General features: G+C 43.8%; 20 protein-coding genes and 1 pseudogene. 6 read left to right on the plus strand and 15 right to left on the minus strand.

From position 1 onward, the window contains the following. Positions 1-122 precede the first annotated feature (122 nt). From AB4Z50_RS32550 to AB4Z50_RS32570, 5 genes are all read right to left on the minus strand, one after another. Positions 123-314 (minus strand): hypothetical protein, encoded by a 192-nt coding sequence (locus AB4Z50_RS32550; RefSeq protein ID WP_441885939.1) that lies wholly within the window; start codon positions 312-314, stop codon positions 123-125. Between the two features lie 9 nt (positions 315-323). Further along, a complete protein-coding gene (locus AB4Z50_RS32555) occupies positions 324-3,224 on the minus strand; it encodes a DEAD/DEAH box helicase (RefSeq protein ID WP_441885942.1) in 2,901 nt (966 codons plus the stop codon). Next, the gene (locus AB4Z50_RS32560; RefSeq protein ID WP_441885945.1) at positions 3,221-4,831 is read right to left on the minus strand and encodes an SWIM zinc finger family protein; all 1,611 of its coding nucleotides are present in this window, start codon (positions 4,829-4,831) and stop codon (positions 3,221-3,223) included. The genes AB4Z50_RS32555 and AB4Z50_RS32560 overlap by 4 nt, the downstream gene beginning before the upstream one ends. A gap of 171 nt (positions 4,832-5,002) precedes the next feature. After that, entirely contained in the window at positions 5,003-6,757 is a 1,755-nt protein-coding gene (locus tag AB4Z50_RS32565; RefSeq protein ID WP_441885948.1) for a sensor histidine kinase, read from the minus strand. Positions 6,758-6,882: 125 nt separating this feature from the next. Then, positions 6,883-7,557 (minus strand): tetratricopeptide repeat protein, encoded by a 675-nt coding sequence (locus AB4Z50_RS32570; RefSeq protein WP_441885951.1) that lies wholly within the window; start codon positions 7,555-7,557, stop codon positions 6,883-6,885. Positions 7,558-7,781: 224 nt separating this feature from the next. Between AB4Z50_RS32570 and AB4Z50_RS32575 the strand changes: the two are divergent. The 6 genes and pseudogenes from AB4Z50_RS32575 to ptsP form a co-directional block, all read left to right on the plus strand. After that, positions 7,782-9,347, plus strand: a pseudogene (locus tag AB4Z50_RS32575) (catalase); the annotation flags it as partial. 264 nt (positions 9,348-9,611) lie between these two features. Beyond that, positions 9,612-10,172, plus strand: coding sequence for a PRD domain-containing protein (locus AB4Z50_RS32580; RefSeq protein ID WP_441885954.1), 561 nt, complete (start codon positions 9,612-9,614; stop codon positions 10,170-10,172). Positions 10,173-10,184: 12 nt separating this feature from the next. Further along, positions 10,185-10,685, plus strand: a complete 501-nt coding sequence (locus AB4Z50_RS32585) for a PTS sugar transporter subunit IIA (protein ID WP_339204025.1) — start codon at positions 10,185-10,187, stop codon at positions 10,683-10,685. A gap of 43 nt (positions 10,686-10,728) precedes the next feature. Next, the gene (nagE, locus tag AB4Z50_RS32590) at positions 10,729-12,180 is read left to right on the plus strand and encodes an N-acetylglucosamine-specific PTS transporter subunit IIBC (RefSeq protein ID WP_076270215.1); all 1,452 of its coding nucleotides are present in this window, start codon (positions 10,729-10,731) and stop codon (positions 12,178-12,180) included. Positions 12,181-12,207: 27 nt separating this feature from the next. Further along, complete coding sequence (locus AB4Z50_RS32595; RefSeq protein ID WP_076270216.1) at positions 12,208-12,483, plus strand: HPr family phosphocarrier protein; 276 nt, start codon at positions 12,208-12,210, stop codon at positions 12,481-12,483. Between the two features lie 3 nt (positions 12,484-12,486). Then, positions 12,487-14,217, plus strand: a complete 1,731-nt coding sequence (gene ptsP / locus AB4Z50_RS32600) for a phosphoenolpyruvate--protein phosphotransferase (RefSeq protein WP_441885958.1) — start codon at positions 12,487-12,489, stop codon at positions 14,215-14,217. A 53-nt stretch (positions 14,218-14,270) separates the two neighbouring features. On the opposite strand, the gene AB4Z50_RS32605 is transcribed toward ptsP, so the two are convergent. The 10 genes from AB4Z50_RS32605 to AB4Z50_RS32650 form a co-directional block, all read right to left on the minus strand. After that, a complete protein-coding gene (locus AB4Z50_RS32605) occupies positions 14,271-15,581 on the minus strand; it encodes a GHKL domain-containing protein (RefSeq protein WP_441885961.1) in 1,311 nt (436 codons plus the stop codon). 62 nt (positions 15,582-15,643) lie between these two features. Beyond that, positions 15,644-17,233, minus strand: a complete 1,590-nt coding sequence (locus AB4Z50_RS32610) for a sensor domain-containing diguanylate cyclase (RefSeq protein WP_441885964.1) — start codon at positions 17,231-17,233, stop codon at positions 15,644-15,646. A 164-nt stretch (positions 17,234-17,397) separates the two neighbouring features. Beyond that, on the minus strand, positions 17,398-17,790 hold the full coding sequence (locus AB4Z50_RS32615; RefSeq protein ID WP_441885967.1) for an aspartyl protease family protein: 393 nt from the start codon (positions 17,788-17,790) through the stop codon (positions 17,398-17,400). Beyond that, positions 17,787-18,035, minus strand: coding sequence for a hypothetical protein (locus AB4Z50_RS32620; protein ID WP_441885970.1), 249 nt, complete (start codon positions 18,033-18,035; stop codon positions 17,787-17,789). Before AB4Z50_RS32620 ends, AB4Z50_RS32615 begins: the two co-directional genes overlap by 4 nt. Positions 18,036-18,301: 266 nt before the next feature. Next, a complete protein-coding gene (locus AB4Z50_RS32625; protein WP_006040330.1) occupies positions 18,302-18,526 on the minus strand; it encodes a helix-turn-helix domain-containing protein in 225 nt (74 codons plus the stop codon). Positions 18,527-18,651: 125 nt separating this feature from the next. Then, positions 18,652-19,323, minus strand: coding sequence for a class D sortase (locus tag AB4Z50_RS32630; RefSeq protein WP_441885974.1), 672 nt, complete (start codon positions 19,321-19,323; stop codon positions 18,652-18,654). A 16-nt stretch (positions 19,324-19,339) separates the two neighbouring features. Next, complete coding sequence (locus AB4Z50_RS32635) at positions 19,340-19,786, minus strand: GtrA family protein (RefSeq protein ID WP_339204032.1); 447 nt, start codon at positions 19,784-19,786, stop codon at positions 19,340-19,342. Further along, entirely contained in the window at positions 19,779-20,780 is a 1,002-nt protein-coding gene (locus AB4Z50_RS32640) for a glycosyltransferase family 2 protein (protein ID WP_430061252.1), read from the minus strand. Before AB4Z50_RS32640 ends, AB4Z50_RS32635 begins: the two co-directional genes overlap by 8 nt. A gap of 111 nt (positions 20,781-20,891) precedes the next feature. Beyond that, positions 20,892-24,698 (minus strand): phospholipid carrier-dependent glycosyltransferase, encoded by a 3,807-nt coding sequence (locus AB4Z50_RS32645; RefSeq protein ID WP_441885979.1) that lies wholly within the window; start codon positions 24,696-24,698, stop codon positions 20,892-20,894. Positions 24,699-24,915: 217 nt separating this feature from the next. Continuing rightward, entirely contained in the window at positions 24,916-25,011 is a 96-nt protein-coding gene (locus tag AB4Z50_RS32650) for an IS3 family transposase (protein WP_441878496.1), read from the minus strand. Positions 25,012-25,026: the final 15 nt, after the last annotated feature.

Genomic DNA, 25,026 nt, shown 5'->3' on the forward strand with positions numbered 1-25,026 from the left:
CAAAGGAGGTCAAAAAAACGACGAGTTAGGGAGACAATTCTCTCATTTTTCAAAAGAGGGATAAAATCTTATAGCCCGTCGGGTTACTTTTCCCGACGGGCTATGTAAATTAATCTTACGTTTTAGTGACGCATATCCTTCGTTATCCCTCTAACAACCTCATAAAATCGCTGCCACTCTGGAATAGAACCTTGTATATGGTTATTTTCCACTATAATATTGTTTTCATTATGTGATATTTTATCTTCCCTATTCGTTATTTGAGCTTCAAGCTGCAATTTTTCTTGCTTAGCACGTAAACTGCCATCCGACAATTATATCCCTCATCCCTTTAGCCAGCCTTTTCGCAGTGCAAAAAGCTCCCTAAGATCCTCAGTAGACATTTCCGTAATCCACTGCTCCGATTGACCGACCACTTGATCGTTAAGCGACTGCTTTCGCTCAATCATCTCGTCGATCTTCTCTTCAAGCGTTCCGAGTGTAATAAACTTATGCACCTGAACCTTTTTCGTCTGGCCGATTCGGAATGCCCGGTCGGTCGCTTGGTTCTCAACGGCAGGATTCCACCACCGGTCAAAATGGAAAACATGGTTTGCAGCGGTCAGATTAAGACCCGTTCCCCCCGCTTTTAGTGAAAGGACAAATGCAGAGCACGGCTCCTCCGCATTTTGAAACTGCTCAATCATTTGATCCCGCTTCACCTTAGGCACGCCGCCATGCAAATAAGGAACCGGCAAACCTATTCGCTCCTCAAGCAGCTGCTTCAGTTGGTGCCCCATATCGATATATTGGGTAAAGATAAGGCAGCGTTCACCTTCGGCAGCTATTTCCTCGCACATTTCAAGCAGCCTTGCTACTTTATTCGAACGTTCTATTTCCCATAAAGCAGCGGTATCCTCATGATTAAGCAGGGAAGGATGATCACATAATTGTTTCAGCTTGGTTAAAGCTGCAAGAATGAGCCCTCTGCGCTGCATTGGACCTAGTTTATCCAAATTCTCAAGGAGGTCTGCGACTAAATTTTCATACATCGCGCCTTGTTCAGCTGTCAACGTCATATACAGCTTCGTTTCATTTTTATCCGGCAAAGACAGCTGAATCGAAGGGTCCTTCTTAATTCTTCGCAGCATGAATGGTTTTACCCAGCTTTGAAGGCCAGCAATAAGCTTCTCATCTCGTGTTTTCTCTATCGGTGTGACGATCTCCTTGCGGAACTCGGTCATATTGCCAAGATAACCCGGATTTATAAAATCATAAATCGACCAGAGCTCTGTCAATCGATTTTCCATCGGCGTTCCTGTCAGAGCCAGGCGATGATTCGAAGGCAGCCTCCTTATTGCTGTAGATTGTTTTGTATATACGTTTTTAATATTTTGCGCTTCATCGAGGCAAAGAGCATCCCAATCCACTAAACACAAATCATCTTCATCCAGCTGTGCCAAGGAGTAAGAAGTTATGACCAAATCTGCCCCTGAAACGGAATCGCGGAATGATTCGCCTTTCTCCCGTTTGTTGCCGTAATGCAGCATGACATTAAGCGAAGGTGCAAAACGCTCGAGCTCCTTCTCCCAGTTGCCTATTACTGAAGTTGGGCAAATAAGCAGCGAAGGCCCTCCCATTTGAAGTTTCTTCTCCTTAATATAGACAAGGTAAGCCATAAATTGAATCGTTTTTCCGAGTCCCATATCATCTGCAAGCACACCGCCAAGCCCGAATTTCCTAAGAAAAAGCAACCACGATACGCCTTCATGCTGGTATGGTCGAAGCTCTCCCAAAAACGTAGCTGGAATTTCCGCCTGCGGTATTTCCTTAATTTGCTGCAGCTGCGTGAGCCATGCCGTTAAATGGTCATTCAGCTCAACTTCCGTGTCCATAGACGAATCAAGCTCACCGCTGTCATCGAGCGGGATGCCGCCTCTTAAATGCATTTCCAGCACATCACGGAATGATAGTCCTTTGCGTTTACCCATCCGCTTCAGCCACTGTTTAATTTGCGTCACATCCTGTGGGTCCAAATGAACCCATTCGCCGCCGACATTGAAGAGACGACGGTTTTGCTCTGCCAACTGCAGAAATTCGGCTTCGGTCAAATTCACATCACCAAGAGCCAGCTTCCAATCAAATTGTACGATTTGATCAAGTCCAAACATGGGCTGAGCCGCTGAGCCTACTGAAGATTTCATCTTTGCCTTCAAACGAAGCTTGCGATTACGAACCGCTTCCCACCAGCTAGGCAATAAGACCGGACAACCTGCCTCCAGCAGTTGAACGCTTGCATGCTCAAGAAACTTCCATGCTTCATTATCCGATAAGGTGTATCTTAGCTTGCCGTCGTTTTCCGCTTCTGTTAGATCAGGAAGAGCATTCATCCATTTCTGCTGCTCCTTAGCCAGCTTGCCATCTAGAAGCGGAAGCCATTCTTGCGGAATGATTTGTCCATCATCCGTATCCGCTTCCCAGCCATCCTGACTAATATTCTGGCGAATAGGCAGCCACGGTCCACCATCACGATTTTGCAGAGCGGGTCGAAGCCTCCAAATGGATGACTCCTGCGGCTCCACTAGCTGAAGCGCAATTCGGAATGGAAGGACATCCTTCCTAAGCCCAATGGCAATGAGCCAATCTTCCTCATCAACTGCTTTTCTCCTCAGCACCGCTTCTCCAGAAGCATTGCCTATTTCCCTCCAAGCCTGTGCAGCCTGTTCGTTTTCTTCAATCATTTGCTCAATTGCTCCGCTAATCCACTGTTCAATTCCTTTATCGCCGTTCTGATTAGCAGCTGCTACAATAGCACTCCATTGCTGGTTGCGCTCGGTATCCTGCTCAGGAATAGCCATTCTCCAGCTTCGCTTCTCTTCCGTCCAACGCTCCCAATCAGGCATATACCAACCATTAAGAAGCGCAATTCTTATGAACTCTGCCATTTGCATCAAGACCGTCAAACGCTCCGTCCACTCTACTTGAAGCAGGCGAACATGCTGAGGCGAGGATAAATAATCAATGGCAAGGAGCGGCGGAACCTTCAGCATCTTACGCTCACCTACACTGACTTCCTCGACATCCGCTCCATACCAAGATGCCTTGTGCCATGCGAACAATAAGGATCGCAGCTTGCCATCCGCAGAATCCTTTCGATCGACAGCGCTTAACCAAATGGACGTACCCTCTTCTTCATTCCAAAATCCGTCTATCGTCAACTTGCGCGCGCCAATGTAAGTTCTCATGTAACTATTTTCCCTTTCCACAGCTCTTCCTGAAATGCTCGCAATCGCTGATGCTTACTTACAAGTCCAGAAATATATTGATTCCATCTCACTTCATCTTTATCCGCTTTATATAACCGCTCCAGCTTCTTAAGCTGCTTAACCGCAATTCGGTAGCCTTGACGGTTCCGTGATTGGATGGACGATTCAACCGATTGATGATACATGGGCATTAGCGCGCGAGGCGCAAGCTTAGCAATTTCTCGAAGCGCATGAGCGCCGACATCCTCAGGGCTTGATCCAATCAGCATTTGTAAATCAGCCCATTCATCATAACGCTTCTGGTCGAGCCAATGGTCAGATAATTCTGAATAAGAATGGGGCAGCAATTGCTTCATATAATCGGTCCATATCGGCATTTCAGGCCGGTCAAGATCTGCTCTTCGGCATAATGTAACGAACGGTCCCACCGAACGGCCATTTTTCAATTTATTGATTCGCTCGAACAAGAAGCTCATCCACTGCTCTACAAGCTCCCATTTCCCTTCTTCCATCCGCTGTGCGGCGCAAGGATACATCACTTTCTGAGAGCGCTCAAAGCTTGTTAATGCAAAATGAGCAATTGCCTTCTCATCCTGTTTGTCAAAAAAATACATGATGCCAATCGCAGTATGCAAAAATGCCTTATTGACGTCTTCGACATCTTCATTCATCGACAGCTCAACCATCGAAGCTAACTCCCGCTCAAACCAGCTGCGGCTCTCTGAAAGCTTCTCGCATAAAACTAAATAGATATACTCCCAGTCAAAAAGCTGCTTTTCGGTACTCGATGCCCATACTTTCACTCGAGCGATTAATGCATCCGCCCAAGCTTCTTCCCGCAGCTCCATTGCTTCGGGAGTTAGCTCGGATACCAATGTATATAAATGCTCCACCCAAGGCTCTGCCATCCGGATGAACGACATTTCATGATAATATCTGCTGAACGAGTCCACCGTATTAATCGCTCGCTCTGCTTGCTCCAGCACAAAGATGATGGCTGTTGACCAATGCAAACGCTGCATCCTTTTTTCCCAATCCTTAGCAAGCCCCTTTAATGAGGACAATAATGGTTGAAGCGCATGGAGAGAGTGCCGGCATTTCCGCCATACGTCGCCATGTGTCGCTTCCATCCATTCCAGCCACTCCTCAGCTGAAGCTTGTTCACCGGGCTCGCGAGGCAAAGCAGGCGCTGCTTCGGGAGGTGGTGCAGCAGCCTGTGTATTTTTGAGCAGCGCACTCGCGGAAGACAACCCCAGCAAGCGAAAATAGGATCGCTCCGCCAGTGTATGTCCCCCCTCCTGCTGACTGCAATATTGAAAATAAACAGCAGCCATATGCTTGCAAAATCCTGTATAGGGACAAGTACATGAGCTATAACGCAGCTGACCAGCATCAAGGATGACCGCATAAAGATCCGATCCTTGCACGACCCCATAAAGATGATCATGGCTTCCCTCATTCGCGCTGTTCACTTTACCTTCCATGTAATAATGCCAGCCCCGCTTCATAATCGTTGTCTCAACATGGACGTTCAGTTGTTGCTCAATTAGCGCGTGCAGCTTTTCATTGAGGTGCATCATAGACATTCACCCGCTTCCTTTCCGTTCACTTGCATTCTTACTATTATACCAAGCCAATAAGGCTGGTGCCATCATTTGACGTTAAAAGCTGGATTACAATTGCAAATGAAATAAGCAGCAGCAAAAAAAAAAAGCCTTACCGGCGAAGATCTCCGCTCGGCAAGGCGCAAAACAATATTATAATGGCATCTTCACAGTAAACGTTAATTTCCCAGCCGGCTCTGCAGCCACATAAACATCACCTTTATATTGCTTCGCAATCGTTTTTACAATCGATAAGCCTAAGCCTTGATGATCCTGCTGCTTAGTGGAATAACCCGCTTCAAATATAGGATTCGAAATGGCAAGCTCCGCATCGTCACAATTATTTGTTACCGTAAATTCCAGCATATCCGCCGTTTGTTTGCCGATAAGCGTAACATGGCGTCGATCCTCCGAGTATTTCAATACCTCATCAAAAGCATTATCGATCAAATTGCCAAGCATACGATTGACATCAAGCGTTCTAACGCCCATTTCCTGCATATTCAGTCCGGTAAAGGAGCAGCTAAATTGAATTTTGTTGCTTTCCGCTTGTGAAATTTTGGAACGAACCAAAGCTGCTATGGCCGGATTGCCAATATTGATAATATCGTTCATTAATCGAATATCACCGGTCAGCTCCTTCGTATAAGCAACGAGCTCATGCGATTTGTTAAGCTCTGCGAGAGAGTGAATGGTCTGGACATGATTCAAGAAATCATGCCTCTGCGCTCGAATAGACTGGAACATTTGATTAATTTCGTCCACATAGGTCTCCTGCGTGACGCGAACAACCTTGTCGCGAGAATGCCTGTAATATCTCATCGCAAATACAGCTATCAACAAACTGAAAAAGGTAACAATTAAAATGATAATGCCCAAATTCAGAAACTGAGAGTCCAGCTTATCCTGAATGACGTGATAATCAGAGGTCATCATTAGCACATAGCTATTCATAGGCTGACCGTCACGATCGGTAATATTAATACCATGCTCATTAACAAATACCGGAATATACATTTTGAAAATCTCTTTGCCGCCGATATTCTCTCTTAAGGTGACCGTCTTCTTAGAAAAGTAAGCTTTGCGGACTAAATTCGTATCCTGCTTTGATTTAATATTATACGTGCCGTAAAAGATCGGTTCCTGCACTTTATGGCCTTGAACCTCGCCTTGCGGATTAATCGTATTTTTCCCATCAGGAAATGTCTCCGGATTAATAAAAGCAATTTCAAGCAATGAATCGCTGCTTTGAATTGAATTTTCAATCATGCGGTGAACACCTGTCGCATTCTCATACTTTTGTTGTCGCTCATAATCTACATACGGATCAATAATATAGTTTGTAGCTCYGTCGTAGTAGTAACCCCATTTGTTAAGCTTATCCACATTTGTTGCAGATACCTCATAAGGTCCGCTCCAGAAGTTCGGAAGGGATTGTCCAAGCCAGTTTACCGATGCATTTTTGTTTTCGAATAGCTGGTTAAACACCTCGTACCATGGCTTCCATTCTTTTGTACTAATATTGGTTTGCTTAGCATTGGATGATTTGTATAAAACAATGTCATCAGGCAATTTTTTGAGAAGGGTAATGTGGCTTAGGTCCAGCTTATCGCGCAGCTCCATGAGCTGCTCCGTCGTTACTTTCTCAATATCGGGATCAAGCGCATATTGAATTGCAATCGAGGCGGCGCGAAGTTCACGTCCAATCTGGTTTTGAAACTGTTCCGAGCCTTCGCGGGATTGCTCGAGCGAAATCTCCAGCCGCTTGGCATGTGTTAGAAGCTCTTCATTAAAGGAATCTTCCAGCGTTTTTTTTGTGAGAAAATAATAAGCCGTATTATTTAATAAAACTAAAACGACGATAATACTAATCGCCACAAGCCAAATGTTGCGTTGCATCTCAAGCATCTTGCCCTTCTATTTATTATAGCTTCCATTATGGATCATCCTAAACTAAACGACAATATGACAATCACTAACAAATGATTACAAATACATGAATATCAACCAAAGCGCTAGTATTTCGTTCTAGATTAAACCGTCCATTTTTTGAAAAACAATCGAACGGCCCACTTGCGCTCCTGCCGCTTTTTGTAACGAGGAAGCATACGATAAATTCGAAGTCCTTCTTCAATGGCATTTTTAGCTTCAGCCGTATTGCCTAATTTCTTATATATCGTAGTAAGTTGATCATATGCCTCGCAAGATGAGGAGTTTATCGATTGAAAGGATTGGATATGCTTAAGCGCTTGCTCTGTTTGGCCAATCGAGAAATGAGCCGCTAGATTCAAGTATGGTGCACCGTATTTGACGCGTGGATTAAGCTCCAGCCCCCGAAGTATGCTTGCTACCCCATTTTCCTCATCACCGGTATATAAATAACTAGTCCCTAAGTCATCCCAAAATTCAGCTGATTCATCAAGCATTGGCTGCAGCGGGACAAGCCATGTCAAAGCCTCTTTATACTTCTTTCTCTCAATTAAAAGACGAGCCAACTCATGCTTGGAGGACACATCATTTGGCGACCGATCAATTTGCTGTTTTAGTTTTTTTATTCTTGATAGTCTTTTTAGTGGTTTAAATATGCTTGGCATTAACCCAACAAAACGACGATCAAGCACATACAGCAGGAGAAGCATGACAAGAATGGCTATAAACGGATTGCCAAACAACCAAAATAAAAATATTAAAAGACTAAATTTTAACATATGATCCTCCTGCATGCTTTGTAATTAAACATTCAATTCGTAAGCAAATCCATCATTTATTGTACAAATATGGTTCTATCATACCATAATCTTCACATTTTTCGAGCAAAAATAGCATTTCATTACTATATCTAATGTATGAATAATAAAAACTTGTATGACTTAAACTACACGCTAGAAATATCAATTGCATTAAATTGGAGGATGAAAACATCATGGCGACGAATGAGACACCAGATTCGACATTAACTGATCGGCAAGGTCACCCGATCTCAGACAATCAAAATATTCGTACCGTTGGCAATCGTGGTCCGTCGACACTGGAGAACTATCATTTCATCGAGAAAATATCTCATTTTGACAGAGAACGTATTCCAGAACGTGTTGTGCACGGCCGCGGCGCAGGTGCGCACGGTTATTTCGAGGCTTACGGCAAGCTTGGCGAAGAGCCGATTGCAAAATATACGAGAGCCAAGCTATTTCAAGAGCCGGGCAAGCGTACGCCCGTATTCGTTCGTTTTTCCAGTGTTATTCACGGAGGCCATTCACCAGAAACGCTGCGCGATCCGCGCGGGTTCGCTACCAAGTTTTATACTGAAGATGGCAACTGGGATCTTGTCGGCAACAATCTGAAAATATTTTTCATACGGGATGCGATGAAATTTCCTGACATGGTTCATGCATTCAAGCCCGACCCAGTCACCAATGTACAAAGTATGGAACGTTTTTTTGATTTTGTATCTCAATCGCCGGAAGCTACCCATATGATTACCTTTTTGTTCTCGCCTTGGGGAATACCCGCAAACTATAGGCAAATGCAGGGCTCCGGCGTCAATACATACAAATGGATTAATGCCGCAGGCGAAGGCGTACTCGTCAAATACCATTGGGAGCCGCTTCAAGGCATTCGCAACCTAAAACAAAGCGAAGCAGAGCAAATTCAAGGGAAAAATTTCAATCACGGAACCCAAGATTTATATGAAGCCATCGAACGTGGTGAATATCCAGCTTGGGAATTACAAGTGCAGTGGATGAGCGATGACGAGCATGAAGAGCTTGATTTTGACCCGCTGGACGACACAAAGCTTTGGGACCCTGAATTATTCCCGATGCTGCCCGTTGGGAAGATGGTCTTAAACAAAAACCCGGAAAACTACTTTGCAGAAGTCGAGCAAGCGGCTTTTGGCACAGGCGTACTCGTTGATGGTCTAGATTTCTCTGACGATAAGATGCTGCAGGGCCGGACGTTTTCCTATTCCGATACTCAGCGTCACCGTGTCGGCTCCAACTACCTTCAATTACCGATCAACGCACCGAAGAAACGTGTCGCGACCAATCAGCGTGACGGGCAAATGGCTTTCTATATCGACATTGCACCCGGCCAAAATCCGCATGTCAATTACGAGCCGTCTACAATGGGCGGATTAACGGAAGCCCCAAAGCCGGGTGAGCCTCATGAGCCCTCCTATTCCGCAAAACTTGTAAAACAGCCTATCGATCGCCAAAATAATTTCAAACAAGCTGGGGAGACCTATCGTAAATTCGAGGACTGGGAGAAGGATGAGCTCATCGAAAATTTGGTAGATGCACTCAGCACATGCAGCACAGTTATTCGTGATCAAATGATTCAACATTTCACAGAAGCGGATCCCGAATATGGCAAACGTGTGAAGGAAGGACTACAGACAACCGATAAGCTCGGCAACAGCACAAAACACGTTGGAACCACGCCTGCAAACGAAGGAATGGAGCTTTCTGAGGAGCTCGGCCACTCCACTGACGGTTATTGAAAATGATGAAAGTGATATTTTTCAAGTGAATACCCTCTTGACGAAAGCATTTTACATTCTTATGATGTTAATATTCAAATGAATGGTGTTCAACATCATTTTATCGATTAAAACGATAAATCATATGAAATTGGCGTGTTACTCACTAAAAGAGGCATGAGCCAAGAACTGATTACCTTCTAATTTCCTTTTAGAACGGTTTTCTTTTCTTGGCTCTTTTTTTTGCCAGATGGGCACCTTAATGACAAAGGAGGGATTTCAAGTATGGCTCGCGCCTTTCGGGTTGAACGCGCAATCGGCAACAATGTGTTATTAACAATTGATGTGCAAACAGAGAAAGAATACGTCATTTTTGGCAAAGGATTAGGGTTCAGTCTTAAAGCCGGACAAATCATTGATCGAACCGATAACCGCATAGAAAAACGATTTCGTTTGGATGATTCCGAACAAATGAAGAAATATCACACGTATCTTGAAGAAATCGATCCAACCATCATTGATATGACAGAGCGAATAGCCGATTACATCAAGCAGAAAACGGGTGTCGAAGTAAACCCGAAACTATATTTCACACTGCCGAGCCACATCCAATTTGCTGTTTATCGGCTTCACAATGGCATGGATATTGTAAATCCCTTTCTAAACGAGACGAAACAGAGCTTTCCTTTAGCGTTCGAAATTGCCGCCAAATTGGCTGAGTGGATTAGTGAGCAATTCCATGTCGGCATCCCGGAAGAAGAAATAGGGTTTTTATCGTTTCATGTTTATTCTGGAATTCACAATGTACCGGTAGGGCAACTTATTAAACAAGCAGACCAACACTAGGAGGATATTATTATGCTATCTAAACTTTTTGGAAAGTCAAAACAAAAAACAATTGAAGTATCAGCACCCTTGTCAGGAAAGGTCGTACCGTTAACCGCTGTTCCTGATGAAGCTTTCGCAGGCAAACATATGGGTGACGGACTTGCGATTGAGCCGTCTGAAGGGACAATCGTCGCACCTTTCGATGGTACTGTATCTCATCTTATTCATACCAATCATGCCATTATTATTGAGCATGCATCAGGCCTGCAGCTTCTCATTCACATCGGTATCAATACTGTAGCACTAAATGGCGATGGTTTTGAGGCTCATGTAGCTTCAGGTGACACCTTTCAAGCCGGTGATGCACTTATAACATTTGATCGCGCCAAAATCGAAGCCGCAGGTTATCCATCCATCACACCTATCGTTGTCGCAAACGAGGATGATGTGAAGCAACTGGAACACTTGCTTACCAGCGGTTCTGTTACAGCTGGCAAGGAGCTTCTGCTTAAGGCAACTATGAACGGCTAAAGAAGCACCCCTACACTTGGATAAGAAAAGAGGACGAATAACTATGCTAGCCTTCCTACAAAAAATAGGTAAAGCATTAATGCTTCCAGTCGCCGCTCTTCCAGCGGCTTCCATCCTGCTTCGTTTCGGTAATATTGACTATGTGAAAGACTTTCACATGGGTAGCGCAGGAGAGTTTATTAATCAATACATCGCACCGTTTCTTGCTGCTGGCGGCGCCGCAATTTTCGATAACTTACCGCTCATATTTGCCGTCGGTGTTGCCATCGGACTTGCTGGTGATGCAGTTGCCGCACTGGCTGCCGTTATCGCGTACCAAGTGCTTGTAACCGTTCAAATTAAAGTGCCGCTCGTCTTTACCAACATTGTTGGAAAAGATGTTGAACTCAACATGGGCGTCCTTGGCGGTATTATTGCTGGTTTGATATCAGCGTACTTATATAAAAGATTCCATACGATCAAGCTGCCCGACTGGCTTGGCTTCTTCAGCGGCAAACGATTTGTCCCTATCATAACCTCGCTCGTTATGGTTATCGTTGCTCTCTTGCTCGGTCTTGTTTGGGGTCCTGTTCAAATGGCGCTGGATACTTTTGGCCGCTGGGTCGTTGGTTTTGGCGGAATCGGCTCCTTCGTTTTTCTTACAGCAAACCGACTGCTTATTCCTACCGGCTTGCATCATGTTATTAATTCCATCGCTTGGTTCCAAATCGGTGACTATACAGATGCAACAGGAAAAGTAGTGCACGGTGACTTGTATCGCTTTTTCGCTGGAGACAAAACAGCGGGCATGTTTATGACTGGCTTCTTCCCGATTATGATGTTTGCACTGCCAGCAGGCGCGCTTGCAATTATCCACACAGCTCGCAAAGAGAAGCGCAAACTCGTTGCTTCCATATTTATTGGTACGGCATTCGCTTCATTCCTGACAGGGATCACAGAACCGCTTGAATTTGCTTTTATGTTCGCAGCACCGTTTCTATTTGTCATTCATGCCATCTTAACGGGGTTATCCGGCTTCATCCTCTACCAGCTGGAGGTTAGGCATGGGTTTGGCTTCTCAGCAGGCTTTATCGATTATGCGATCAATTATCAGCTCGCGACGAATCCGCTGCTCATTATTCCGGTGGGCCTTGCCTTTGCCGTGGTGTATTATTTCTTATTTCGCTTTATCATCGTCAAATTCAATATTAAGACGCCAGGTCGCGAAGATGAGACAGCCGAGGACAAAGCCGATAACAAAGAAAAGACTGCAGCCGCATCTGGCAGTAAAGCAGAAAATGTGCTGCATGCGCTCGGCGGATCTTCAAATATCGTCGGTCTAGATGCTTGTATTACACGTCTTCGCTTAGTCGTAAAGGATGAATCGATTGTCAATGATACACAGCTCAAGGGCATGGGCGCAGCAGGCATTATCCGTTTAGGCAAGGGCGCAGTGCAAGTTATATTCGGCACGCAGTCCGAGCAGTTGAAAGACGAAATTAAAAAAATAATGTAACAACAAACATATTAGGAGTGAAAAACGATGAAAAACAGCTTTGTTATACAAAATCCATTTGGCATACATGCAAGACCAGCACGCAAGATCGTTGAAGCAGCAAAGGCATTCACAGGAACAGTTACACTAGAGAAGGATGGCAAAAGCTTCAATGCCAAAAGTCTAGTTCATGTCATTTCCGTTGGGGCAAAACTTGGTGACAGCATTGCCGTTTCTGCTGAGGGTGAGCACGCTGAGGCTGTTGTAGCTGCTATTGGAGAGATTCTTGTCTCTATTGAGGCGCATGCAGAAAAGGGGCAATAAGAGATGATGCTTCAAGGAATTGCCGCATCTCCTGGATATGCGATCGGCGTAGCTAAAGTATTGTCTACAAAACCTCTCCAGATCGAGAAGGTTCACTTGGAAGACAATCAATTGGACGATGAAATTAAACGTTTTGAAGCTGCAATTGCTTCAACTCATGATGAGCTTGAAGCCATCCACGCCAAGCTGATTGCTCAGAACAAACAGCATGAGGCAGAAATATTTGAAGCGCATCTGATGCTGCTCGAGGATGAAGAACTCATCGACCGCTCGAAAGAGATCGTCAGATCCGAACGGATTAATGTTGAATTCGCCTTTTTCAACACCTCTGAAGAGATTGCAGAAATGATTGGCGGGCTGGATGATCCCTATTTGAAGGAAAGAGCAGCCGATATTCGTGACGTAAGCCTACGTGTATTGAACAAGCTGCAAGGCATTTCATCAACATCCTTGAACGATGAGTCAGGTTCTATCATTCTGTTTGCAGAAGATTTAACACCTTCGGATACGGCTCAGCTCGATCCAAGCAAAGTGATTGGCTTCGCAACGCAAGCAGGCGGACGCACTTCCCACTCTGCCATTATTGCAAGGTCTATCGGCATTCCTGCCATTGTCGGAATCGGCAGCTCCATGGAGCAGGCAGTGAAAAACGGCCAAACCGTCATCATTGACGGGACAGATGGGCATATTTTCGTGGACCCGGATAATGAAACATTAACTCGATATTCACAATTGCAGAAGCAGCAGCTTGAAAGCAAGCAATTTTATCAAACCTTTATGAATCAGCCTTCCGTAAGCAGCGATGGCGTACAGGTTGAGCTTGTTGCAAATATCGGCTTAGTTAAGGATGCAGAGCTTGCCGCTGCGGCAGGAGCTGAAGGCATCGGACTCTTTCGTACCGAATTTCTATATATGGACGCAGCTGGGCTGCCCTCCGAGGATACACAGTTTGAAGCTTATCGCAAAGCAGCAGAAGCGTTTGGAAACGATGCGCCTATCGTCATTCGAACGATAGATATTGGCGGAGACAAGGAAATTGCATACCTCAACCTGCCTAAGGAAGACAACCCTTTCCTTGGTTATCGTGCCATTCGTATCTGCTTGGATCGACCGGATATGTTCAAGACACAACTTCGGGCGATTTTGCGGGCCAGCGCATACGGCAACTTAAAAATTATGTTCCCTATGATTGCTACACTGGGTGAATGGCGCCAAGCTAAAGCTATGCTGGAAGAAACAAAGCAGGAACTGACCGAAGCAGGTATTCCCTTTAACTCTGGGATCGAAGCCGGCATCATGATCGAAATTCCAGCAGCGGCTCTGCTAGCGGATTTATTCGCCAAGGAAGTTGATTTCTTCAGTATCGGAACAAACGATTTAGTTCAGTACACATTTGCTGCAGATCGTATGAATCCTAAGCTTTCCTATCTAAACGATCCGCTTCATCCAGCTATTTTACAGCTCATTAATCGTGTTATTACAGCCGCTCATGCTCATGGCAAATGGGTGGGGATGTGCGGTGAAATGGCGGGCTCGAAGCATGCACTGCCGATTCTGCTCGGTCTAGGTTTAGACGAGTTTAGTATGAGCGCAAGTGCAATACTTCCTGCTCGCGCTTTGCTCGCAAATCTATCTCAGCAGGAAATGAAGCAGATAGCGCAGGCCGTTCTGGCACTAAGCTCAGCTGAAGAGGTTAAAGCGTATGTGGAGCAGCATGTTTCTGGATTAAAATAAAATTTCAGCAAAAGAGGCTGTACTGCATCAGAATGCGGTACAGCCTCTTTTATTTAGATTCGGATTTGAATACGAACCTTGCCTTCTTCATATTGAAATTTAAGCTCACCCTTATATTTCTCCACCGTTCTCCTTACTATAGAGAGACCGTTTCCTCGTAAAACAGAACCCTTCGCTTTCGTAGTAAAACCATATTGGAAGAAACACTTTTGCTCCTCATCCGTAAGCACGGCTGGATTCTCGATTATAAATATATATTTTCCATGTTCCACTTTACATTGCACTTGAATCTCCTGCGATATATACCCAGCATTTGATTCCACCGCTTCAATCGCATTATCCAACAAATTAGAAAATAATTTGACTAAGTCCATCGACTCTATTTTATCGAATGCATCATAATCTGTAGCGAAGCTGATGATTATATTTTTCGAATGCGCCAGCTCCCTCTTGCTCTGGAACAGCACCATTAAAATCGGATTTTTTATATGCAGCGATAGGTTTAACGTTTTGGATTCCTCGGTTAGCTGTTTTAAATAATCATGTGCTTTATCATACCTTCGGATGTCCATTAATCCATTCAACACCTGGAGATGATTCATGAGATCATGACGACTTGATTTGATGGTCTCTACAATTTTGCCCAACTCGGAAATGTATAGCTTCTCGGATTCACGCATGTCCTGATGAAGCCTGGCTTTGTACCATTTATTAAGCACATATACACCAGCGAGCAGCAATAAAGCAAACAGGACATCCACTCCGAAAATAAACATATTATTTTGGACAACATACTTGCCCACATGGCCTAAATCCTTTGCAGCGATATCGATCCCCACAACACCAAGCACCGTGCCATCCTCATCAAAGAATGGAACCCCGACGGACATATAGGATTCGCTTATCCTATCATGTAACACTCCTGTGGAATATTTTAACCCTTTTTTAGCCATCTCCACTTGATTAGTAGGAACGGTACAAGGAAAACCAATCGGTATATCTTTTATATGAGGCGGAAATGCGTTAACCATTACTTTGGAAACATCGGTATCATCTAAAAGCAGAATATAGATATAGAGCGCATTTATACGTTTCCGATACTCCTCTAAATACAGCTTTATTTTTTTGCGATTCTCATCATCCGTTTTGGTTAGTAGAAATTGCTTATAAGCAACTTTATCTAAACCATTTGCTGCATCCGTAGCGATTTCCGTATACTGCTTCGCCAGCGTGATCTCCGCTGACTTCGTTGTATAGTGATAGGTGGAGATGAGTTTAAGTCCAACAAGCATACTTATGATTGCAATGGATAAAACGATAAAATAAATCATTCTTTTTTTTGTATACACTAGGTCTGGTTTCATTAGCTTATTCCTTTTCAGTACATCAATAATTGATAATAATCAGAAATTTCAGAGGCAGCATACTAGTCAGCCATTACCGTCTGGTTTCTTCCAGCGTGCTTGGCCTTATAGAGAGCTTGATCTGCAAGTGAAAATAATTCATCTGCTGTTTGTGCATGGGAAGGAAACTGAGCTACGCCAAGCGAAACGGTAACCATCTGCTTGAGATGATTTTCGCTGCTCGCCATCGTTGTACGAATCCGCTCAGCAGTTTCAAAGGCAACATACGGCGCGGCATTCGGCAGCAGGACAACGAACTCTTCCCCTCCATAACGGCTGCAAAGGTCATCAGGTGTTACAGAAAACCTGACAATGTCTGCCAAATGCTGAAGCACTCTGTCACCTTCCTGATGCCCATATGTATCATTAATGGTTTTAAAGCGATCAATATCCAGGACGACAATGGAGTAAGGTTTCTTTTCTTCTATCCATTTTTTCATAATCGTTTCTAACGTTCTTCTATTATTTAATCCGGTCAAAGCATCCGTCATAGCCGCTTGTGTCAACCGATCCGTTTCCGTTTTAATACCGTTCATAGCAAGTATGACCGTGCTCGTTAATAAATCGGCTTCTCTGTTCCAATGATGCTTCATGGCGGGTATGGGAACTTCTTCTTTCCCCATTTTGCTGACGATATTCGCAAGCGTTACAAAAGGTTTAGCCAATCGGCGGGCAAGAAAGGTCGTCACGAGCATCAAAAGAATAAAGGGTATGAGCGTGTATAATAGGATCGCTTGTATATGATTGTTCAACTGCTCCTTCACTATGCTTATTGGTGAAAGCACAACGACCCCCCATTGATTCTCAGGGACGTAGGAGTAACCGGCAAGCCATTTCACACCATTTTCATCTACGGCGAGCTCTTGACCGCTCTGCCCCTTAATCAGCTTCTGAACGATCAGATTCGAGGTGCTATTCTTTCCAATCTGACTTTTATCAGGATCGTACATCAAGTGGCCATCTGAACCTACTACATAGAAATAGGAACCGTTATGGTCAAGGTTATCATTACCGAATATCATATTTAGAACGTTATTTTGTTGCAAATAGAGGCTTCCACCGATATAGCCCCGGTATACACCCTTTTGATCAAACAAAGGCTCACTAATAAACACCATGAGATTTTTTGTTGTCGCGCTCGTATAAGGCTTTGACAAATATGGCTTTCGTGATGCCAATGCTTCCTTCGCAGCGGCTGTTTTTATAGGCTCGCCTGCCTTGCCAATCGACGAAGGGGACAGTGTGCGCATGACACCATTCTCATCAACTACGACAATCGAATTAAAATAGTTGCTGCTATTGCGAATGAGATCAAGATATTTTCCGGAATCTGATTGCTTCATATCACTATTCAAAGAATAAAAGTCTGCCGCGTTTTTAAGACTGCTTCGCATCGACTCAAATAATGAATCCATTGTCATGCTCATTTTTGATGCGGTTGAAAGATTAAGTGTAAGTGTTGTTTCATACAACGCTTGTTTCTTGGACTGGTAGGATGCAAAAAGCAAAATGGTTAACATGAGTAAAACCGAAACAGAGACTAAACCAATCATTAGTGTCGTCAGGCTCACTTTTCTCTTTTGGATAGCTTGTTTTACATGTAAAAGCGACACAGCGATACCTTCTTTGATTTATGATATTACTAATTATTCGACGAGATTCGACAAATACCTCTTTCCTAGCTGGTTTATTTTCCATAATTAGATAATCAATTTCAATAATTGCCCATTAATCGATTTAAAAAAATAAGACAGCACCTTGTCACAGTGCCGTCCGATTAGGTTGCTATGTTAGAATTAGGCTTGTAGAGCTCAAGCTTGTCCATGTCCATAATAAAACCATGTGTTTTTAGAATATCCAGTCCTAGCAACCCCTGATGAGAGTTGGGAAGCATACCAACATCTACCTCTATTTGCTCTGCTTTAAGATTATCAAGCTGGATATAATCCATTACTTTTGTATAAAAAGGAACGGTCCCACCAATGCCATATGCCTCATAAACAGCGTCTCCATTTTCATATGTTACTCCAATAGCATCCAAGATATCAGGGCTGAAAACCGTGTGTGATGAGCCTGTATCAATAATAATGTCGCTGATCTGTAACGTTTTCCCACGATAACAAAGAGTGATTGTAGTGGTTAGGAGCTGTCCGTCATCATTCATCTTCATGAACCGCGCCTCACTCGCAATAGCGGGTCCTTACGCAAATGAATTACACAATCCTCATTCGATGTGTGATAAACAATACTTCCAGGCTCTGCGCTAAAAAACGCTTTGTTCGCATCTTCCGTCGGAATCGTCTTTATTGGCGCAACTTCCGTTACGATTTTTTTATCTTCTTGTATTTTGTATTCAAGTATGGAAAGCAAAACAAATTGGTCGGGAAACAATTCTCTGACTTCCTGCCATTTCATCGTTACATCCCTCCTACTGTCATTTATGTATTTATTTTAGCATAAAAAATCATCTCCCATGGGACAACATTGAGCTCGTTATGTGTTTCAAAACATATCTCATTTGTAAAGTGGTTGCGGACACTTTTCCCGCTGACAAATAGTTATGTGCATAAAACTTGCTCTTCTGGTCGCTACCCTTCAATGTTTGTCACCATGCTCAGCAACTATTAAAACAAAAAATAAGACAGCACCTTGTTACAGTGCCGTCCGATTAGGTTGCTATGTTAGATTTGTAATTCACCAAGCTTGATTAGCTCGACAACCGCTTGTGAACGACCTTTTACGTTCAGCTTTTGCATGACATTAGAAATATGGTTGCGGACGGTCTTCTCGCTGATGAATAGTTGTTGTGCAATATCTCTTGTTGTCTTGTCCTGTACTAACAGCTCGAATACCTCGCGTTCACGATGCGTCAATAAAAACTTGCTCTTATGGTCGCTACCCTTCAATGTTTGTCACCCCTCCTTGCGCGGGTTTTTATGGTTTAACAAGGTTAAGGGATACAGTCAACTTATACTATGAAGGGGCGATACCATTGGTGCTGTTATGAAGGGAAAATGGGCTCTGCTGCCCATTATATTTTTGCATGAATGATGAGCCGATGCGTGGGGTTTACTATGGGATCACAGGTGATCAAAGTCAGCAGCCTATCTTTATTGTTGTAATTAAGAACAGATACGTCTGTCGGATCTACAATGGATACTTTATAAACGGTGTATGTGAAGCTTTCATCTTTTGTATCCACGACGATTTTATCTCCGACCTCAACTTCCCCAAGCCGATTAAACAGCCTTCCCTTAGAGCGCATCCGATGGCCGGCTATAGCTGCGTTGCCGACTTTGCCTATTGCTGTTGTTTCCTTTAAGTGAGCAGTAGCCGATTTCATATTCTTCTGGGTGGCTCCCTCAACGACAGGCAGCTTAAGCTTTATTTTGTCAATCTTAATCGTTGCAATGGGGGCAATCTTCTGTGCTTTGGGCGCCTCTGTAGGGGTTGCTTCTGGTGTAGCTGCATCCGTCGGTGATTGAATCGGCGACTCGGTCGCTGCGGATTGCTCGTTGAAGAGATCCGTCAATTGCTCATATTGCTGCTGCGCTTGCTGCTCTGCGCTCACATCAAAGCTCGCCTCATCCCAAGTAGCCATCAGCTTATCCTGCTGACGGTTCTCGTACCATTCATTCGCTTTTGGATAGAGCAATATGAGAATACCTACAATCACTAATGCATAAGAGAGTATTCTTTTCATTTTTCCCCACCTTCCGCTAGCTGGCCTCAGTCTGTGGTCCTTTCGCCTCGAAAACCCATTTCTTGCTTCCGTAAAAGTTAAGCGCAACGGTTACCACCGTTACAATCAGCTTTGAGACGACCTCATTCAAACCCCACCACTCGTTCAAGGCCATAAGCAGCAGTAAAGTAATACCTAGTATGATACCGTTCCAAACGATGAATCTCATACCTCTATTTAGCTGCTGCGGGCTTGAAGCTTCATTTTCCCTCTTCCTAAAAGTATATCGGCTATTTAGCACATAGCTGTTAATCATTCCAGCTCCGTATGCAATCACCTGTGCAAGTAAATAATACGCACCAAACCAAATGAGGAGTGTAAACATCAGAAAATCGATTAACGTATTAAGAAGTCCAACTAAATTGAACTTTACAAATTGTGCGATGAATCCTCTAGCTGCTCGTTTTGATGTTGCGTTAGACATATTTTTTAACCCGATCTTGTTCAGCAGACTCTGAGGATTGATTGTCTTCTTTCGCAGGAAACCCCTGAGCTTCGCGAACGATGTATAAAGGGCGGTTTTTGGATTCTTCATAAATCCGGCCAATATATTCCCCGATTATGCCTAAGAGCATCAATATAATGCCGTTAAACAAAAGATTTACTGCCACAATGGAAGCCCAGCCAGCAATTGTGGTGCCCGTAAACAGCTTCTGGAATATAACGACTAACAAATACAAGAAGCTCGTAATTGATAATGTAAAGCCAACATAAGTGGCAATTTTCAATGGTTTATAGGAGAAAGAGGTTATTCCGTCTATGGCAAAAGATATCATTTTTTTCAGCGGATATTTGGTTTCGCCTGCAAAACGTTCTTCACGCTCATATTCGACCATCGTCTGACGGAAACCGATCCAGCTAACCAAGCCGCGAACGAACCGATTTTTTTCCTTCAAGCCGCGCAGCACATCGCATACCTTCCGGTCGATCAAACGGAAATCCCCCGTATCTACGGGAATATCCACATTCGTTAAGCTGCGCAGCGTGCGATAAAACAGCTTAGCTGTTATTTTCTTGAACATCGTCTCGCCTTTGCGCTTAAGACGTTTGCCATAAACAACCTCAAAGCCTTCCTTCCATTTGGCGATCATATCGATAATGACCTCTGGAGGATCTTGTAGATCCGCATCAATGACGACGATCGCATCACCCTGCGCATAATCCATCCCCGCTGAAATCGCGATTTGATGACCAAAATTACGTGAAAAATTAATCATTCGGACATTTGGATCGAAATCGCAGATCATGGAAATTAATTCGACCGTACGATCTTTACTTCCATCGTTGACGAAAATAAGCTCATAACACTCGTTCGTGCTGTCCATGACCAGCTTCAGCCGCTCGTACGTATGCTCGATAACCTCTTCTTCGTTGTACATAGGAACGATAATACTGTATTTTACAGCCGATTGTTTCATCCAGATACCCCTTTCTTCAAGCAAAAACGCCTTCGGCGTCCTTAGACGCTGAAGTAGCCTTGACGGTGAAATATAAGATAAGTAAGAGAAAACGATATACTTTCTTATATTTTAAAATAACCAGCTTGGGAACCAGCGCAGAACATGCTCTACATACCAGCTCTTTACAGTCATACCGGATAGCGCAGGATAGTACATCACAAACAACAATATCGCTGCTGCCACAAAAACATTTCGAATCAGCTTAAAGTTTGGCCGTTTCTCTTCGATTATTTTAAACATATAGACCAAGCTCAGAATAATGAACGGCACCATTGCAAAATAGTGATAAAGGAACGTAAGCCTTGTTACAAGCATCCAAGGCACGTACTGCGCTAGAAACGCAATCCATATCGTATACATCGCTTTATCTTTCCGCTTGATACTCATCCATATCGTCGCTGCCATCGCAAAAATGCCTGCCCACCAAATAAGCGGATTGCCCATCGCTACAATTGTGGATTTCATACCTGCTGCCATATTATCGCCTGAGTAATACCATACCGGCCTCTTCATGAACGGCCACTCCCACCATGAGGATGAGAATGGATGCGTTGATACCAGCTTGCTATGATAGCTGAACATATGCTTCTGGTAATCAACTAGACTTTTTAAGGTATATCCTTCATCCATTACAGTCAGCACTGGAATGTAGGATAACGCATAAATCGCAAGCGGTATAACGATATAAAATACGAGACATACAGCAAGCGTTATGATCGTATAACGAGGAAATACGTTTATAATATGCTGCAGCTTGTCTTGGCTAAAGCCAGACTCTTTTTTGTTCTCTTTCAGAACTCGCTTGGCAGCTGCATACTCCTTATAACGATCAAATAAAGATAAACCGAGCATAATAGCTAAGCCTGCGCCCCCATAGAGCACAATCCATTTGGAAGCTACTCCGATTCCAAAAAAGAAACCGGCTAAAAACAACGGCAGCAAAGTAACACTCAGCTTAACCTTGTAGAAGCTTAAGGAATAATATTTGTGCATGAAATAAAACATCAGCATAATGAAAAACACGCCGTAAACGTCAATCGTTGCAATTCTAGTCTGCGTAAAATGCATAAAATCTGCTGCTAGCAACGCAGTCGCCACACCAGCATAAACAGTCGTTTTAAACAGCCTTCTCGCGAATACATACATTAACGGCAGCATTGCAATGCCAAACAGCGTACCGGCAATGCGCCAGCCAAACGGATTAAGCCCAAACAGCTTAATACCGATCGCAATTATAATTTTGCCAAGCGGTGGATGTGTATTCTCGTAAGCTACAATATGCTCCATATGCTCATAAGCAGTACGGGCATGATAAATTTCATCAAAATAAGATCCGTTCATATAAGTCGCTTCATATTTCGCGCGCTGCTGTTCATCAAAGAGCAAAGGTACGCTGCCTCGTTTGGCATCCTTCGCCTGCTCATCATTTATTCCAACGATTGATAACGGTATTTTGTTGCCTTGCTCGTAAATAGCCATCTCATGCATAGAGAAGCCTGTTTGAACCGTCGTAAGCTTCACATACCGAGCTGCGAGCGCCGCGGGCTGACTGTTCCAAGTAAATACAGCAACATGGCTGCTGTCGACTTCCATGAGATTGTCCCAGTCGGTCCCATTTTGACTAAATTCATATTTGTATTTTCCTGTTCCAACTCCGCCAAAGCTGTTGATGCGATCAAGCTGCTTAACCTCGCCCAAATCAACGTAAAAGCTTTGACCAACGGACGATGGCTGCCATGCGGTTGTCGGCCCCTTCATCTCGCCAAGCTGGAATAGAGCGACGACCGCATAAATTAGCGTAATCGCACCCATCCATATCCAATCCTTGCGCACGAGTCGTTCATTCTCTTGCTTCACTCTTGAGATCGCTTCAGCTTTGAAAGCTGTTAGTGTCTTGTGATCCAACTGCTTGCGTTCTTCCTCCAGCAGCGGGGCGATAGGCTTCAATCTTCCGCGTGCATAATTATCATATCCGATATATAACAAGTAAAGCATCAATCCAACATTTGCTAACGAGCACAATAAAACAATTCCATTAAAAGGCACGTTCGTGCTCACCTTGCTGTAGTCAAGCACATAAGCAATATTGATGAAGCTCGTCAAGCTAAATCCGAAATACACCATCAACATCCTGCGATCGAACGATTGTATAAAAGCAAAGATTCCAAGCAGCATTACTGGAAACAGATAACGCTCATGCATCTTCGTTACACCCATAAATACGACAACGATAAGCACCATCGCTATAAAATAAGAGCGCTTTGACGATTCATTGTCTCGCTTTAACAGTGCAAAAAAAGCGGAGATCGCTACGGCTGCAAAAATGAAGATATTCCCCCATGTTTTGAACGAAAACAGCAGCCACGTATCCTTAATCGGCTTCCAATTCGCATCGCTTAACGCATAGAAGTTGAATGCATTTAGCGTCGCATACGGATAAGAAGACAAGGTTCCTGAATACAGCTTAATGAGGCCCGACAAGCCGCTGTTGCCCCAGAAGAAAGGCAAAGCGAGCAATATAAACGTAGTGAGGCCGTAAAATGCGCTTACCGGAATCTTCTTCCAATCTTTGCGATATACGAACCACAACAGCAGCACCGGCATGAAAATAAATGCCTGCGGCTTAATAAGCGCAGCAATAGCAAACAAAACCGAAGCGCGCTCTATTTTATTTTCTACCAGTCCATGAATAGCCAGCACGAGTGCCAGCGCAAATATTGAATCCACTTGCCCCCATGCGGCAGAATCCACAATAATAGCTGGATTGAATAAGAAAAGAAGCGCTAATCCTAACGCTATCGAATAGCCTGCTTTCTTCTTGCCTATTTGGACAATGAAATAAGCAGCAGCCAAATCGGCTAAAATCGCCGGGAGCTTAAATAGAAGCATTGCCGCATTTGATCCTGAATCTAGCGACAGCATATCTTTTATTAAACCTAATACATACAGAATATAAATATAGCCGGGAGGGTAATCTACAAACATTCCCGAATGGTAAAATCCAGAAAGCCCCTGCTTCGCAGCTTGGTCAGCCCAAGCCATAAACAAAGCGATATCATTCGCATAACCACTACTTGAAACAGCAATCCATAGCCGCAAAATTAGCGCGCCGAGGAACACGAATACAAGAATGGTTTTATGTAAATGTTGTTTCTCGTCAAGCCAGCTTCGATCTCGAAACAGCTTCTTATAAATAAGTGCAAAAAACAAGGTGAACAGTGCACCAAACAAAATAAGTGGAAGGACAGAGCCGCCCGAAGTCGATGCTTCAGTTCCTTGGCTTGTCTCCGTAGGGACTAAGCTGAACACCTCTGCACCGGATGGCGCCTTAGATACTTTCTCTACACTGACGTCATCAAAATAGGCTTTCCCGGTATTAATGCTCCCGTATCCGCCTAAACTAGCGCTGAACGTAATGCTCTTCTGGTCCTTACCCGTCTTCGCATAAAACTCAACGTACGCCCATTTTCCATTTGTATCCTTCACTTCAGGATAAGTTACTGCTACGCCTTCAACGAAAAATAGAGCTCCTGTTGCATCCAAGCCTACTTGTTCCGTCTTCACGTACCCAGAAAATTTATATGTTGTTTTTGGTTTTACTTTTATCGTCTGTGTCCACCGCGAGTGATTAGCTTGCTTGTTCTCAAGCACGGCTGAATAGGTTCCTGTATGCGCTTCGGTATTATCAATCGTATACGAAGTAATTTGCTCTTCCTTCAAATACGCATCATGCGTCCAATCTGAAGGCACTCCCTCCGCAACATTTTCAAAACCGGCATTGTTAAGCAGATTGCTTGCTGCGTTTGATACTGCCGCTGGCCATAGAAGGGTTAGGAGAAGGATGGTTATTGTAGCGCGACTAATCATATTCATCATCGTTCCGATTTCCACCTCATATTTGGAATAAAGTTGTCCATTTTATAATGAAATACAACTTAACTCTATGTGATATTAACCTCATGGTCAATGAAAAAGTGAAATTTCCACCGCTTTTTTAGCACGACGGAAAAGTCGACAGCGATAATAAAAAAGCATCCCTAATGGGATGCGCGAAATGGTCAAGACCCCTATTTGTAGACATTGCAAAAAACACCTAGGCAGAAAGCTGACGTCTGTAAGCAACAGGCGTCAGTTTTTTTAGTTTTCTCTGCGGTCGCTCGTTATTATAGAAATGCAAATATTCTTCAATTCTCCTTTGTGCCTC

This window comes from Paenibacillus sp. 2TAB26, assembly GCF_052115145.1.
In the GTDB taxonomy this organism is placed as follows: Bacteria; Bacillota; Bacilli; order Paenibacillales; family Paenibacillaceae; genus Pristimantibacillus.

What these genes read in the sequence shown, in the direction of transcription:
- AB4Z50_RS32615 (WP_441885967.1), bottom strand. Translation starts at nt 17,790, where the DNA reads ATGAAGATGAATGATGACGGACAGCTCCTAACCACTACAATCACTCTT.
- AB4Z50_RS32560 (WP_441885945.1), bottom strand. Translation starts at nt 4,831, where the DNA reads ATGTCTATGATGCACCTCAATGAAAAGCTGCACGCGCTAATTGAGCAA.
- AB4Z50_RS32620 (WP_441885970.1), bottom strand. Translation starts at nt 18,035, where the DNA reads ATGAAATGGCAGGAAGTCAGAGAATTGTTTCCCGACCAATTTGTTTTG.
- AB4Z50_RS32585 (WP_339204025.1), top strand. Translation starts at nt 10,185, where the DNA reads ATGCTATCTAAACTTTTTGGAAAGTCAAAACAAAAAACAATTGAAGTA.
- AB4Z50_RS32595 (WP_076270216.1), top strand. Translation starts at nt 12,208, where the DNA reads ATGAAAAACAGCTTTGTTATACAAAATCCATTTGGCATACATGCAAGA.
- ptsP (WP_441885958.1), top strand. Translation starts at nt 12,487, where the DNA reads ATGATGCTTCAAGGAATTGCCGCATCTCCTGGATATGCGATCGGCGTA.
- AB4Z50_RS32580 (WP_441885954.1), top strand. Translation starts at nt 9,612, where the DNA reads ATGGCTCGCGCCTTTCGGGTTGAACGCGCAATCGGCAACAATGTGTTA.
- nagE (WP_076270215.1), top strand. Translation starts at nt 10,729, where the DNA reads ATGCTAGCCTTCCTACAAAAAATAGGTAAAGCATTAATGCTTCCAGTC.
- AB4Z50_RS32605 (WP_441885961.1), bottom strand. Translation starts at nt 15,581, where the DNA reads ATGAAACCAGACCTAGTGTATACAAAAAAAAGAATGATTTATTTTATC.
- AB4Z50_RS32640 (WP_430061252.1), bottom strand. Translation starts at nt 20,780, where the DNA reads ATGAAACAATCGGCTGTAAAATACAGTATTATCGTTCCTATGTACAAC.
- AB4Z50_RS32645 (WP_441885979.1), bottom strand. Translation starts at nt 24,698, where the DNA reads ATGATGAATATGATTAGTCGCGCTACAATAACCATCCTTCTCCTAACC.
- AB4Z50_RS32555 (WP_441885942.1), bottom strand. Translation starts at nt 3,224, where the DNA reads ATGAGAACTTACATTGGCGCGCGCAAGTTGACGATAGACGGATTTTGG.
- AB4Z50_RS32635 (WP_339204032.1), bottom strand. Translation starts at nt 19,786, where the DNA reads ATGTCTAACGCAACATCAAAACGAGCAGCTAGAGGATTCATCGCACAA.
- AB4Z50_RS32630 (WP_441885974.1), bottom strand. Translation starts at nt 19,323, where the DNA reads ATGAAAAGAATACTCTCTTATGCATTAGTGATTGTAGGTATTCTCATA.
- AB4Z50_RS32570 (WP_441885951.1), bottom strand. Translation starts at nt 7,557, where the DNA reads ATGTTAAAATTTAGTCTTTTAATATTTTTATTTTGGTTGTTTGGCAAT.